Below are 12620 nucleotides of genomic sequence, written 5' to 3'. Positions count from 1 at the left end.
CGGGCTACTTTCGTACTATGCCACCCAGCGTCATCCCGGGCGGCGGGACCATCCCATGGGAAAAATAGCGGCGCTGCACGCTGATCAGGCAACGCCCGCCTTTACTTGCATTATGGAGAGTAAACATGCCTACCACTCAGAACACCGTATCGTTCCACGACGGCCGCAGCGCCCCCCAGCTGGGCATGGGCGTATGGCAGGTCGAGAACGATATTGCCTCCTCCGTCGTGAAAACGGCGATCGACATTGGCTACCGGTCCATCGACACGGCAGCCATCTATGGCAATGAAACGGGGGTCGGCCGCGGCATTGCCGAGTCTGGCGTGAAGCGCGAGGAACTGTTCATTGCCACCAAGCTCTGGAATGATCGCCATGGCCACGACAGCACCAAGGCGGCCTTTGCCGAGAGCCTGGAAAAGCTGGGCCTGAATTACGTGGACTTGTACCTGATCCATTGGCCGGTGCCCAAGGTCGATCTGTTTGTCCAGGCATGGGAGAGCATGATCCAGCTGCGCGACGAAGGGAGCGCCAAGTCCATAGGCGTGTGCAACTTCAATATCAATCACCTGCAAAAGCTGCTGGATGAAACCGGCGTGCTGCCGGTGGTCAACCAGATCGAGCTGCACCCGCGCTTTCAACAGGCCGAACTGCGCGAATTCCATGCCGAGCACGACATCATTACCGAAGCCTGGAGCCCCCTGGGCCGGGGCCGCCTGTGGGACGAACCGTCCTTGAACGCCATTGCCCGCAAGCATCAGCGCTCGGTGGCGCAGGTGATCATCCGCTGGCATACGCAACTGGGCAATATGGTGATCCCCAAATCGGTCACTCCCAGCCGGCTGAAGGAAAATTTCCATGTTTTCGATTTCACGCTCGAGGCGCAAGACATGGCGGACATCGCCGCGCTGGACACGCCCGACGGGCGCGACGGCCCGGACCCGGAACTGTTCCGCCTGCCCGCGGCGTAAGCAGCCGCCCTCCTAGGCGCTGGGCGCCCGGCGCGCGCCGCCGCTAAGGAAGACCGCCAGGCCGGGCGCGCAGGCGAAAACGATGAACAAGGCGAGCGCCGCCTGGCGCGCGCCCTGGATGCCGCCGGGTTGTATGAAGCCCGCGGCATTGGCCACCATGCCGGCCAGGCTCGCGCCCATGGCCATGGCATACAACTGCAATGTGGTGATGGCCGCCGAGGCGATATTTTCCTGTCCCGCGGGGGCGGCCTTGAACACGCGCGTAAGCAGGTTGGGCCAGCATAAACCCACGCCCAGGCCTACGCACAGCAATGGCAGTATCAGCCAATTGGAATCGGCGCCGCCCTGGCCCAGCGGCATCATCGCGCCCAGCGTCAGCAGCGATGCCGCCGACACCATAGGCCCGGCCTGGATAAGCCGGTTGGAGGTGGCGGGCGAGCGGCTCGAACTGATAAAGGAACCGAAGGTCCAGCCGGCCGACATCAGCGCAGTCCAGTAGCCGGCGATCAGCGGCGTCTTGCCATGGATCAGCTGCAGGAAATAGGGTATGTAGATCTCGGTGGTGACGCCTATGCTGAGCAGGCAGATGCAAGCGTACAGGCTGCCGAGCGCCGTATGCGCGGAATATGAGCCGGTGGGGAACAGTCTGGTCCGGGCGCGGCTGTCGGCCCTGGCGACCATGATGGTCATCAGGACGCCGCCGGCGATGCCGGCGAAATTCCATGCCCAGAGCGGCGACAGGCTGGCGACGGACACCACCAGCACCGACAAGACCAGGACTGAAATCCTGCCCAATGGCGCCTTGACCCGGGAATTGCCGGCCGGCGCTTTCCGCGCCACCTGGGTGTAGACCAGCCATCCCAGGCAGGCGGCAATCGGCAGCACGACCCAGAACGCCAGGCGCCAATGGCCGGCCTGCGCAAAAATTCCGCCTATCGCCGGCCCCGCCAGCGTGGCGACGCCCCACATGCTCGATACCAGCACCATGGCCCGCGGCCACAAGCGCTCTTCAAACACCAGGCGCACCGAGGAATAGCTCAGGCCCAGCAGCAGGCCGCCTCCCAGGCCTTGGGCGCTGCGCCCAAGCAGCATCCAGGGCATGGACGGGGCCAGCGCGCAAGCCGCGGTGCCCAGCGCGAAAATTAAAATGGCCAACAGAAAGGCATGCCGCGGCCCGAAAGCGTCCATGGCCTTGGGGGACAAGGCCGATCCCAGGATCGACGCCGCCACGAACAAGGTGGTATTCCACGCGTAGTACTCCAGCCCGCCGATATCCTTTACAACGGATGGCAGTATCGTCGTGACAATGTAGACATTGACCGCGTGCAAGGCCACGCCGCCCGCCAGCGCCAGCGACCGCAGACCGTTACGGCCCCATAAAAGCTCAGACCAGGATCCTGCCTGTTTTGTATGCATAAAGCGAAGCGACTCTCGAAATGCCCGGCCTCTACTCAGGCATGTTCCGCAACGAAATGGCGAGGCCGGACCGCAGTCCACACCGGACATATGGCTGTGGGCCACTAGTGTAAGCGACTCGATCCGCCGCAGCGCGGCGGCGCGGCCGCAATGCGTCAGTAGTGCGGCGGTTTTTCCTGGGTATAGGAGTCGGCGCCGCCATCGTCGCTGCCGGTATCCCCCAGCTTTTTCACCAGGGCGGTGCAAAGCGCCCGCAGCTCGTCGATCTGCTTTTGCTGCTGGTAGACCAGGTGGCTGAGCTGCTGGGTCAGGTCGTCCTGGCTGGTGACCTTGATTTCGATCTCTATGAGGCGTTCTTCAATGTTCACGTGGCCCTCTACTGCTTGGAAACGGGCATTTTAGCCGGCGGCGCGGGGTATTGCCGCTTTCCCGGGCGGGCGGCAACCGCGGCATCGGCCTTGTCGTTTAAGATGGTCCGGGCGGCAGCCAGACAGGGCGCCGCCCGGAGGGTCAACATGAAGAATGACACGGCAATTGTGGCGCAATTGCATATGCTGGCGGCGTATCACGGCTGGGCCAATGGCTTGCTCGCCGAACACGTGGCGGCCGTCGCGGATGAGCACTACTTCGCGCCGGCGGGGCTTTATTTCGGGTCGATCCACGGCACGCTCAATCATTTGTTATTGGCCGACAGGTCCTGGCATGGCAGGTTTGCGGGGACGCCGGAGGCCTTTGCGAGCCTGGCGCAGGAGGTGCAGGCGGATCGACATGCGCTGCTGAAGGAACTGGCGGGCAGGCACGAGCTATGGCACAGGCTGATCGATGAGGCGCGGGACGATGTGATGGCTGGCAGCCTGCGGTACATGACGACGGCCGGCGAACGGGCGGCGACGCCATGGATAGGCACGCTTACTCATGTGTTCAATCATGCCACTCATCATCGGGGCCAGATCAGCGCAGCGCTGACCCGCCACGGTTATCCATGCCCGGAGCTGGACCTGATTTATTTTCTGCGCAGCGGGGAGAAGTAGCGGGAAAGCGGGGTTCGGCTTAAAGCCGTGGTTCGGCTCAAAGTCGACGTAGGTCGATGCCGGATCAGTACGGGCGCCATGCATGATCCGGCATAGTCTTCAGCCCTTGCCCAGCAAACTGCGCAATACATATTGCATGATGCCGCCATGGCGATAATAGGACGCCTCGCTGGGCGTATCGATGCGCAGCAGGGCGTCGAACTCGACGCCGCCCGCCCTGACCTTCACCGTCGCCGGTGTGCGGCCTTCATTCAGCGCCGTGACGCCCAGGATATCGTAGGCCTCTTCACCCGTCAGGCCCAGCGTTTGGGCGTTCTGGCCTTCGGGATACTGCAAGGGCAGGACGCCCATGCCCAGCAAATTGCTGCGGTGGATACGCTCGTAGGATTCCGCAATCACAGCGCGCACTCCCAGCAATACCGTCCCTTTGGCGGCCCAGTCGCGCGACGAGCCCGAACCGTATTCCTTGCCGGCGAGGATCACCAGCGGCGTGCCGGCGGCCTGGTAGCTGCGCGATGCTTCGAAAATAGTGACGACGGGAGCGCCCGCCTGGGTGAAATCGCGCGTATAACCTCCCTCGGTGCCCTGGGCCAGCTGGTTGCGCAGCCTGACATTGGCGAACGTGCCGCGGATCATGACCTCATGGTTGCCGCGGCGCGAACCGTAGGAATTGAAGTCCGCCGGCGCCACGCCATGCTCGGCCAGGTAGGCGGCGGCCGGCGAATTCCTGGCGATGGAGCCCGCCGGGCTGATGTGGTCGGTGGTGACCGAATCGCCCAGCATGGCCAATACGCGCGCCCCGGCGATGTCGGCGACGGGAGCCGGCTCGCGCGGCATATCGAGAAAATACGGGGGCTTGCGCACATAGGTCGAGGCCGGGTCCCACTCGAAGACATCGCCCTGAGGCGTGGGCAATTGCTGCCAGCGCTGGTCGCCGGCGAACACATCCGCGTAGCCGCTTTTGTACATGTCCGAGACGATAGACGCGTCGACCACCGCCGCCACCTCGGCGGCGCTGGGCCAGATATCCTTCAGGTAGACATCCTGGCCGTCCTTGCCGGCGCCCAGGGGGTCGTTGAAAAGATCGATATCCATGGTGCCCGCCAGCGCATAGGCCACGACCAGCGGCGGCGACATCAGGTAATTCATTTTGACTTCGGCGTGGATGCGGCCCTCGAAGTTCCGGTTGCCTGAAAGCACGGACGCCACCGACAGATCGTGCGCGGCCACCGCCTTGCTGACTTCGGGAATCAGGGGGCCGGAATTGCCGATACAGGTGGTACAGCCATAACCCACCAGGTTGAAGCCCAGCGCTTCAAGATAAGGCGTTAGCCCGGCGCGGTCATAGTAGTCGGTGACCACGCGGGACCCCGGCGCCAGGCTGGTCTTGACCCATGGCTTGCGGCTCAGCCCCTTGTCGACGGCATTCTTGGCCAGCAGGGCGGCCGCCATCATGACGGTGGGATTGGACGTATTGGTGCACGAGGTAATCGCCGCGATGACCACCGAGCCGTGGTCGATCTGGCCCTGCGCGCCGTCGCTGAAAGCCACGGCTACCGGCTCGCGGCGCCGCTGGCCGCTGGCCGGGGCCTCCGCGACATGGTCGGTGGGCTGCGCGGAACGGCGCTCGGAGTCGCTATAGGCGGGAGGATCGGATGCCGGAAACGACTCGGCCACGGCCTTGTCGTAGCCATGGGGCGTTTGCCTGGGTTCATCCACGTAGGCCGCCAGCGCCCCGCGGAAGGCCAGCTTGGCTTCCGACAGGGAAATCCGGTCCTGCGGCCGCTTGGGCCCCGCGATGGAAGGCACCACCGTGGCGAGATCCAGTTCCAGCCGCTCGGAGTAGCGCAGTTCCATCTGCGGATCGTGCCAGAGCCCTTGTTCTTTGGCATAGGCCTCGACCAGCGCGACCTGCTCCGGCGAGCGCCCGGTCAGCTCCATATAGCGCAGCGTTACGTCGTCTATCGGGAAAATGGCGATGGTCGAGCCGTATTCCGGGCTCATATTGCCTATCGTGGCGCGGTTGGCCAGGGGCACGGCGGCGACGCCCGGGCCGTAGAATTCGACGAACTTGCCTACGACCCGGTGCTGGCGCAGGCGCTCGGTAATGGTCAGTACCAGGTCGGTGGCCGTGGAACCCTCGGGCAGGGAGCCGGTCAGCTTGAACCCGACGACCCGGGGAATCAGCATGGAAATGGGCTGGCCCAGCATGGCGGCCTCCGCCTCGATGCCGCCCACGCCCCAGGCGACCACCCCCAGCCCGTTGACCATGGGGGTATGGGAATCGGTTCCCACGCAGGTATCCGGGTAGGCGGCGGTAAGGCCCTCATCGTCCTGCGTGAAGACGACGCGCGAAAGATGTTCCAGGTTGACCTGGTGGACGATCCCGGTGCCCGGCGGCACAACCTTGAAATCGTCGAAGGCGCTCTGCCCCCAGCGCAGGAACTGGTAGCGTTCGAGATTGCGTTCGTATTCGATGTCGACATTGCGCTCGAAGGCCTGGGCGGAACCGAAGACATCCACGATCACCGAGTGATCGATGACGAGCTCGACCGGCGCCAGGGGATTGATGCGGCTCGCGTCGCCGCCCAGCGCGTGCATCGCTTCGCGCATCGCGGCAAGGTCGACCACGGCGGGCACGCCGGTGAAATCCTGCAGGACGACGCGCGCCGGCGTGAAGGCGATTTCCCGGCTGGGCTCGGCATTGGCGTCCCAGGCCGCAAGCGCGCGGATATCGTCGGCCGTGATATCGGCCCCGTTCTCGGTGCGCAACAGGTTTTCCAGCAGGATCTTGAGGCTGTACGGCAGGCTGGCCACATCCAGGCCGGCGGCGGCGACGGCGTCGAGCCGGAAGATTTCGTAGGGTTTGCCGTTCACGTCCAACACTCCCCGGGATCCGAAACTATTCACACTGGCCATGGCGCAATCTCCTGTCTGTAAAGCTCTACCCGACGCGGGCTGATTCAGCGTCCACCATATCATGACGGGCGCCATACACCAACAATACACCCGCCTGGCCGGCATACCGGGGCCGCCCGCGCCCATCCGGCCATTGCCCACACTGCGCATCGGGACTATCGCCCCCGCGCGGCGCTGCGGAGCTATAGTCGCACTAAGACCGCAGCGACACGCTGACTTACGCTTCCCACGACCCGGAGTTCCCCATGAGCCATCCTTCCTTTTTCGATACCGCCGCCAGAATCACGATGTACGACCCCCTCGCAGAACTGCTGGGCGCGGCCGATAAAGGGCTCATCGAATATTCATACACCGAGGTCGTGAAACTGGCCGGCCATTCATGCCCGACGGTGGCGGGCGCTTATCTGATGACTCTCAGGGCCCTGAAGCATCTGTATGGCGATGGCATCGCGCAGCGCGGCGATATCAAGGTCGAATTCCGCGACGACCAGCTGGATGGCGTCACGGGCGTCATCGCCAACGTGGTCGGGCTGATCACGGGGGCCACGGTCGACAATGGCTTCAAGGGGCTGGCCGGCAAGTACGACAGGCGCAATTTGATGTCGTTCAATGCGCCTATCGAGGGCGAAATCCGCTACCAGCGCCTGGATACCGGCGCCCAGGCCACCGTCAGCTTCAATGCCAGCGTCGTGCCGGGCTCGCCCGGCCTGATGCCGGCGCTGCACCGGGTCCTTGCCGGGGCCGCCACCGAAGAAGAGCGCGGCGGCTTTGCCCGGGACTGGCAGGAACGCGTCGGCAGCATCCTCGAGAACGCCGACCATCCGGAACTGGTGACCTGCGCCTAGGATGAACCGCTGTCCCCTCCCGGTCCCGAAATTGATTGCGCTTGCCCGAACGCAAAAGCGCGCGGAAAAGCCTGCGCTAGAATTGGGTCTGCACGCCAGAAGCCCGATTTCCAGCTGAAAATTTCTTGACGAGGGATCCCGAATGGACAAGTTCCGCAACAGGGCCGCCACCGCAGCCGCCGCAGCCATTTCCATCCTGGGCGCAAGCATCGCCCAGGCCGAACCGGTGCGCTATGAAGTCGAACCGCACCATACCTTTGTGAACTTTGAAGTCAAGCACTTCAATACGTCCACCGTGCGCGCGCGCTTCGATACGGTGGCGGGCTACGTCGTGCTCGACCGCAAGTCGGGCACCGGCCAGGCCGACATCAGCATAGACGCCGGCTCCATCAGTTCCGGCATACCAGACTTCGACAAGCACCTGAAAAGCGCCGACTTCCTGAACGTGGCGCAGTGGCCCAAGGCCAGATTCGTCGGCCGGGAATTCCGCTACGATGGCGACAAGCTCAAGTCCATGGCCGGCGACCTGAGCCTGCTGGGCAAGACCGCTCCCGTGACGCTGACGGCCAGCAATTTCAATTGCTATGACAGTCCGGTGCTGAAGGCGCATGTCTGCGGAGGCGATTTCGAAACCACCATCCAGCGCAGCCTGTGGGGAATGAACTGGGGCATAGACATCGGCGTGCCCGATGCCGTGCGCCTGCTGGTCCAGATCGAAGCCATACAGAAATAGCCGCCGCGCGCAGCATAGCCCCAGCCTATCGGCTTGATACACACAATTATCTTTTTCTTTCAAATGATAGTCATTATCATTGAGGCTGAACTGATCGTGTGGAGAAAGTCATGCTGTTACTCGCCCAAAAAACCAGCCAGGTCATGTTGCACATGTCGGTCGCCTTCGGCGTCACCTATGCGTGCACGGGCTCCCTGGCCACGGGCGGCCTGGCGGCGATACTGGAGCCCATCTGCAATGTGGTGCTATTGCCTCTGCACGACCGCCTGTGGGACAGAGCCGGCGCCCGGCGGGCAAGCCGCCCCGCGCCGCAGCAGCCGGCTCACCAGTTGGCTTGAATCCCGGCGAATACCGCAAGGTTCTGGCCGGGATAGAATACCGCCGCATCGCCCCGCCCCCCGGCATCGACCATATAGTCGGTCGTGGCGGCGTAATGCTTGCCGGCCAGGTTGCGGGCATCCAGGAAAACACGATAACGCTCTCCCGGCGCCCGGTAGCCCATGATGAAGTTGACGATGCCATAGCCCGGCGCCATCAGGGTATCGGCCTGGTCCACGTCCCAGCCGGAAGCCAATTCGAAACCGGGGCCGGCATAAAAACCGGAAGGATGGCGGTAGACCAGGTCGATCCGCGCCGCGTGCGGCGGAATGCCGGGCAGGGCATTGCCACCGTACAGGGCGTCGCCGGCCAGGCGGAAGCGGCTCCAGGTATAGGCCAGGTTCCAGTCCAGGCTGCCCGGCAGGAAAGCCAGCGGCAACATGCCGCGCAGCCCCAGTTCAATGCCCGTATGCCGGCTGGCATCGGCGTTGTAGGCCAGCGGCGGCAGGCCCGGGTTTCCCGGCACCGGCGCCTGGAGCAGCTCGTTCCTGACCCGGCTGTGATAGACAGCCGCATCCCAACCCAGTGCCGCGGCGCCGCCGCGCGTGCCGAGCTCGAGCGTCGTCGCCCGCTGCGCCCGCAGATTGCCGGCCTGGGTATGGAATGCCAGGCTATTGGGCGGTTCGAAGCTGCGGCTGAGGTTGGCGAACACCTGCGCTTGGGGAGCGACATCCCACAGCGCTCCCAGCTTGGGGCTGAAGCCGAAATAGCTGGCCGACGCGCCTCCATCGGCAAAAAAAGCCGAAAGCAAAGGCAGGACCGTGTTATCCGTGAGCCGCCTGGCCCAGGTCGCCTGAGCTCCCGCGACCAAGGCGACGGCGGGCGAGAGGTTGTAGCTGTTCTCGGCAAAAAGCTCGAGCGCCGAGCGTCTCGACGCTATGGCCGCCAGTTGCGCCCCGGGCGCGGGCAGGAAGGGGGACGCCGGCCGGTAGTCCGGCCAATAGGCCTGATTATCGCTGGAACCGCGGCTGTAGTTGGCGCCCCAGACAAAACGATTGCGATGGCCGCCCGGCTCGCGATTGACCTCGTGGCGCAGAGCCGCGCCGTAATCGGTTGCATCGTAGCGGGCGCGGATATCGGCGCCCGGGGAATCGAATTTCGTGCCCGTATGGAAAACGCCCAGCGACAATTGGTCGGCCGCGCCGATTTGCCAGTCGTGCCGGTACGCGGCGTGCCAGCGCGGCGTGGTCCTGATCCGCGTGCCGGCCTGCAGCGCGCCCTCATTGGCCGCTGAAGGATCGTCCTGCATCTGCTCCAGGGTCAGGGCGCCCGGCATCCGCACCCGGTAATGTTCGCTGGTGATGTGCAGGCGGCCTTGCGAGCGGGGGCTGAATTTGTAGCCGATATTGCCATAAAAGCGCGACACGCTCTGTTCCGAATTTTGCCTGAACCCGTCGGAGTGAAAGCTGCTGATGGATGCAAAAGCGTCCAGATCGTCGCTGAACTCTTGCCCGGCGCGCAACTGCCCTTTCAGGTAGCCATGCGAGCCGCCCTCCATGCGCCATTCGGCGCCGGGATGGCTATGGCCGGTGGGCGAAACCAGGTTGATGGCTCCGCCCAGCGTGGCCGCGCCGTACTCCAGCGAATTGGCGCCCCGATACACCTCTATGCGCTCGGCGCCGAAAGGATCGGCATAAATGGTATCGCCCAGGTCGTCCGAGCGGCCCAGCGGCAGGCCGTCGCGCAGCAGGCGTATGCCGCGCAAGCCGCTGGACGCCGAAATGCCCGAGCCGCGCATGGAAACCTTGGCGCTTTCCTGCCCTGATGGATTCTGCACATAAACGCCGGCCGTGCGCGACAGCGCATCGCGCAGCCCCATCACCGCGCCTTCGCGGTAGCGCTGCGCGGAGATGACGGCGACGTTGCCCGGTATGGCGCGCAGCGCCTTGCGGCTGTCGTCATCGAGATCCGGCCCCGCGGCTTTACCCTTTACCCGGACGGGGGCCAGCACCGGCGCGTCATCACCCGGATCCGCACAGGCCGGCGGCGCCGTCAGGCACCAGGCAAGCGCGATGGCGCAAGGCAAGGCCTGGAACAGGGGCTGCGCGCCCGCAGCGGATCTGACCGGCGGCGCTGGCTTCGGCATGGGCGCTAAGCCCCGGGCGCCGCGCCACCTGCTGCCGCATCCATGTTGCGCGCCACAGGGTCGGCGCGCAACATATCCGCCAGCTCGTCGGGCAGCACGGGGCGGCTGAAGTAATAGCCTTGCATTTCGTCGCAGCCATTGGCTTGCAGGAACAAGGCCTGCTCCAGCGTTTCCACGCCCTCGGCGACCACGGCCAGGTCCAGGCCATGGGCAAGGGCGATGATGGCGCGGGTGATCGCCGCATCGTTGGTGTCGTGGGTCACATCGCTGACAAAAGAACGGTCGATTTTCAGCACATCGATGGGAAAGCGTTTCAGGCAGCTCAGCGACGAATATCCGGTGCCGAAATCGTCGACCGACAGCACCACACCCAGGCGCTTCAACGATTGAAGCGCGGTGATGGCCGCTTCCGTATCCTGCATCACCGTGCTTTCGGTGATTTCCAGCTCCAGGCAGGACGGCACCAGGCCGGTATCGCGCAGCACTTGCCCCACTTGCTCGGCCAGCCTGGGCTGCTGGAACTGCCGCGCCGACAAATTGACCGATACGCACAGCAGCGGCAGGCTCAGCTCCTGCCATTTGCGCGCTTGCGCGCAGGCCTGCTCCAGGACCCACATGCCAATGGCGTCGATACAGCCGTTTTCTTCCGCAATGGGAATGAAACTGGCCGGCGGCACTTGGCCCAGCACCGGGTGGTTCCACCGCACCAAGGCCTCCACGCCCGCCACGGCGCCGGTGCTGAAATTCACTTTGGGCTGATAGTGGATCATGAGCTCGCCATTGTCGAGCGCATGGTGCAAAGAACTTTCCATCATCAGTTGTTCGCGCAGGCCGCGTTCCATATCCGAGGTATGGAAGCGGTAGGTATTGCGCGCGTCCTTCTTGACACTGCTCATGGCCATATGCGCCTTGTGCAGCAGGCCGTTCTCGGTGGTTTCGTCGTCGGGGAACAAGGTTATGCCAACACTGGCGCTCAAGAATATTTCATGCCCCTGGATATGGAAGGGCTCGCGCATGCGGCGCAACAGGTTTTCCGCCAGCAGCGCCGCCTGGTGGCCGTCGGTGATGTTCTCCTGCAGGATGATGAATTCGTCGCCGGCCTGGCGGGCCAGCGTGTTGTCGCTGGTCAGGGCCGGCGCCAGCCGCCCGGCGCAGGCCCGTATGATTTCGTCGCCCACGCCATGGCCGAATGTCGCATTGACCTTCTTGAAGAAATCCACATCCAGGAAGAAAACGGCCAGCATGGTGTTGCGCAAGCGTGCGTGGACAATCGCCTGGCGCAATTTCTGGGCGATCAGGGCGCGGTTCGGCAAACCGGTCAAGGTATCGTGCGTAAGCTGCCTGAGGCGCGACTGCTCCGAGCGGCGCAATTGCTGATAGGGTTCCCGCAGCGCGTCCAGGAAAATGGCCCAGTACAGATAGCCGCCGGCGATGACCTTGTAGAAATGGCCCAGCATGCCAGGCAGTTCACCCGGCTGCGCATGCCAAGTAAAGCATACTTCGCTCATGGCCATGATCGCGGCGGCCACCGCCAGATAGCCGGCATTGCGGTCGCGCCGGCGCCATGCGCGCCACAGGAACAGCAAGGCGGCGGCGGTATACAGCGCAAACAGCGCATATTCCACACGGACCTTCAGGAGAGTGACCCCCTGGCCCTGCACAAAGGTGGCGGGCAGGGCATCGAACCGGTACAACACCACCCAGGCGGCCAGCGCGACGCTTGCCATGGAAACGGCCAGGGCGATGCAGCGAATGCGCCGGCCCGCGTATAAGCTCCACGGCAGCAAGGCAACGACCAGCAGCGCGGCGGCCGTGACGATGCGCGACGCCAGCGCGAATGCAATCGCCTTGGGCACCGAGCCTGGCGTGACGAAGTCCGGCATACCCTCCAGCGACAACAGGTGGCACAGGTCAAGCAGCGCTACCGCAAGAAAAGCCGCCGACAGGATGATCACGTTGCACGGGATCTTGTCACTGATATTGTGCCAGCCCAGCGCGAAGATCATGGACGCGATGACGATGGAGAATATCTCCATGGCGATGTGCAGCGGCAGGTAAACCGTTCCCAGATCCGGCATGCGTTGCGGCTCGGCCAGCGCCAGCCACAAGACCGGGCCGCCCAGCGCCGCAATCGCCAGGGCGATGCGCCAGAAGTGGGCGGCCGCGCCTTGATGGCGGTCCGGCAGGTCATCATCGCCCGCGAGCAATGGGTCAGTCATGATGGAAACACATCCGGGCCGCCCA

General features: G+C 64.2%; 10 protein-coding genes. 5 read left to right on the top strand and 5 right to left on the bottom strand.

Annotated elements, in window-relative coordinates; all coding sequences use genetic code 11:
- Positions 1 to 125 precede the first annotated feature (125 nt).
- Positions 126 to 968, top strand: a complete 843-nt coding sequence (locus tag BUB23_RS06780) for an aldo/keto reductase (protein ID WP_073102350.1) — start codon at positions 126 to 128, stop codon at positions 966 to 968.
- A gap of 12 nt (positions 969 to 980) precedes the next feature.
- On the opposite strand, the gene BUB23_RS06775 is transcribed toward BUB23_RS06780, so the two are convergent.
- Together BUB23_RS06775 and BUB23_RS06770 are read right to left on the bottom strand one after the other, a co-directional pair.
- Positions 981 to 2384: an MFS transporter gene (locus BUB23_RS06775; RefSeq protein WP_073102349.1), complete on the bottom strand. Its 1404-nt coding sequence runs from the start codon at positions 2382 to 2384 to the stop codon at positions 981 to 983.
- A 155-nt stretch (positions 2385 to 2539) separates the two neighbouring features.
- Entirely contained in the window at positions 2540 to 2752 is a 213-nt protein-coding gene (locus BUB23_RS06770) for a SlyX family protein (protein ID WP_073102348.1), read from the bottom strand.
- Between the two features lie 147 nt (positions 2753 to 2899).
- On the opposite strand from BUB23_RS06770, the gene BUB23_RS06765 reads away from it, so the two are divergent.
- Complete coding sequence (locus BUB23_RS06765; protein ID WP_073102347.1) at positions 2900 to 3415, top strand: DinB family protein; 516 nt, start codon at positions 2900 to 2902, stop codon at positions 3413 to 3415.
- Positions 3416 to 3514: 99 nt separating this feature from the next.
- On the opposite strand, the gene acnA is transcribed toward BUB23_RS06765, so the two are convergent.
- Complete coding sequence (gene acnA, locus BUB23_RS06760) at positions 3515 to 6334, bottom strand: aconitate hydratase (protein ID WP_073102346.1); 2820 nt, start codon at positions 6332 to 6334, stop codon at positions 3515 to 3517.
- A 245-nt stretch (positions 6335 to 6579) separates the two neighbouring features.
- On the opposite strand from acnA, the gene BUB23_RS06755 reads away from it, so the two are divergent.
- From BUB23_RS06755 to BUB23_RS06745, 3 genes are all read left to right on the top strand, one after another.
- Positions 6580 to 7179 (top strand): FmdE family protein, encoded by a 600-nt coding sequence (locus BUB23_RS06755; protein ID WP_073102345.1) that lies wholly within the window; start codon positions 6580 to 6582, stop codon positions 7177 to 7179.
- Between the two features lie 142 nt (positions 7180 to 7321).
- Positions 7322 to 7912, top strand: a complete 591-nt coding sequence (locus tag BUB23_RS06750) for a YceI family protein (protein ID WP_073102344.1) — start codon at positions 7322 to 7324, stop codon at positions 7910 to 7912.
- A 110-nt stretch (positions 7913 to 8022) separates the two neighbouring features.
- The gene (locus BUB23_RS06745; RefSeq protein ID WP_073102343.1) at positions 8023 to 8250 is read left to right on the top strand and encodes a DUF2061 domain-containing protein; all 228 of its coding nucleotides are present in this window, start codon (positions 8023 to 8025) and stop codon (positions 8248 to 8250) included.
- On the opposite strand, the gene BUB23_RS06740 is transcribed toward BUB23_RS06745, so the two are convergent.
- Together BUB23_RS06740 and BUB23_RS06735 are read right to left on the bottom strand one after the other, a co-directional pair.
- Complete coding sequence (locus tag BUB23_RS06740; protein WP_073102342.1) at positions 8235 to 10376, bottom strand: TonB-dependent receptor family protein; 2142 nt, start codon at positions 10374 to 10376, stop codon at positions 8235 to 8237. The genes BUB23_RS06745 and BUB23_RS06740 overlap by 16 nt on opposite strands.
- A gap of 5 nt (positions 10377 to 10381) precedes the next feature.
- Positions 10382 to 12595 carry a putative bifunctional diguanylate cyclase/phosphodiesterase gene (locus tag BUB23_RS06735; protein ID WP_084135839.1) on the bottom strand — a complete coding sequence of 738 codons (2214 nt, stop codon included), beginning with the start codon at positions 12593 to 12595 and terminating at the stop codon, positions 10382 to 10384.
- Positions 12596 to 12620: the final 25 nt, after the last annotated feature.

This window comes from Pollutimonas bauzanensis (genome assembly GCF_900129885.1).
GTDB classification, from domain to species: domain Bacteria; phylum Pseudomonadota; class Gammaproteobacteria; order Burkholderiales; family Burkholderiaceae_B; genus Pollutimonas; species Pollutimonas bauzanensis.
This window is presented reverse-complemented; position numbering and strand designations above follow the sequence as displayed.

Bases quoted from the DNA above. Each gene is read 5' to 3' on its own strand.
- BUB23_RS06780 (WP_073102350.1), top strand. From the start codon at position 126: ATGCCTACCACTCAGAACACCGTATCGTTCCACGACGGCCGCAGCGCC.
- BUB23_RS06775 (WP_073102349.1), bottom strand. From the start codon at position 2,384: ATGCATACAAAACAGGCAGGATCCTGGTCTGAGCTTTTATGGGGCCGT.
- BUB23_RS06765 (WP_073102347.1), top strand. From the start codon at position 2,900: ATGAAGAATGACACGGCAATTGTGGCGCAATTGCATATGCTGGCGGCG.
- acnA (WP_073102346.1), bottom strand. From the start codon at position 6,334: ATGGCCAGTGTGAATAGTTTCGGATCCCGGGGAGTGTTGGACGTGAAC.
- BUB23_RS06755 (WP_073102345.1), top strand. From the start codon at position 6,580: ATGAGCCATCCTTCCTTTTTCGATACCGCCGCCAGAATCACGATGTAC.
- BUB23_RS06750 (WP_073102344.1), top strand. From the start codon at position 7,322: ATGGACAAGTTCCGCAACAGGGCCGCCACCGCAGCCGCCGCAGCCATT.
- BUB23_RS06745 (WP_073102343.1), top strand. From the start codon at position 8,023: ATGCTGTTACTCGCCCAAAAAACCAGCCAGGTCATGTTGCACATGTCG.
- BUB23_RS06740 (WP_073102342.1), bottom strand. From the start codon at position 10,376: ATGCCGAAGCCAGCGCCGCCGGTCAGATCCGCTGCGGGCGCGCAGCCC.
- BUB23_RS06735 (WP_084135839.1), bottom strand. From the start codon at position 12,595: ATGACTGACCCATTGCTCGCGGGCGATGATGACCTGCCGGACCGCCAT.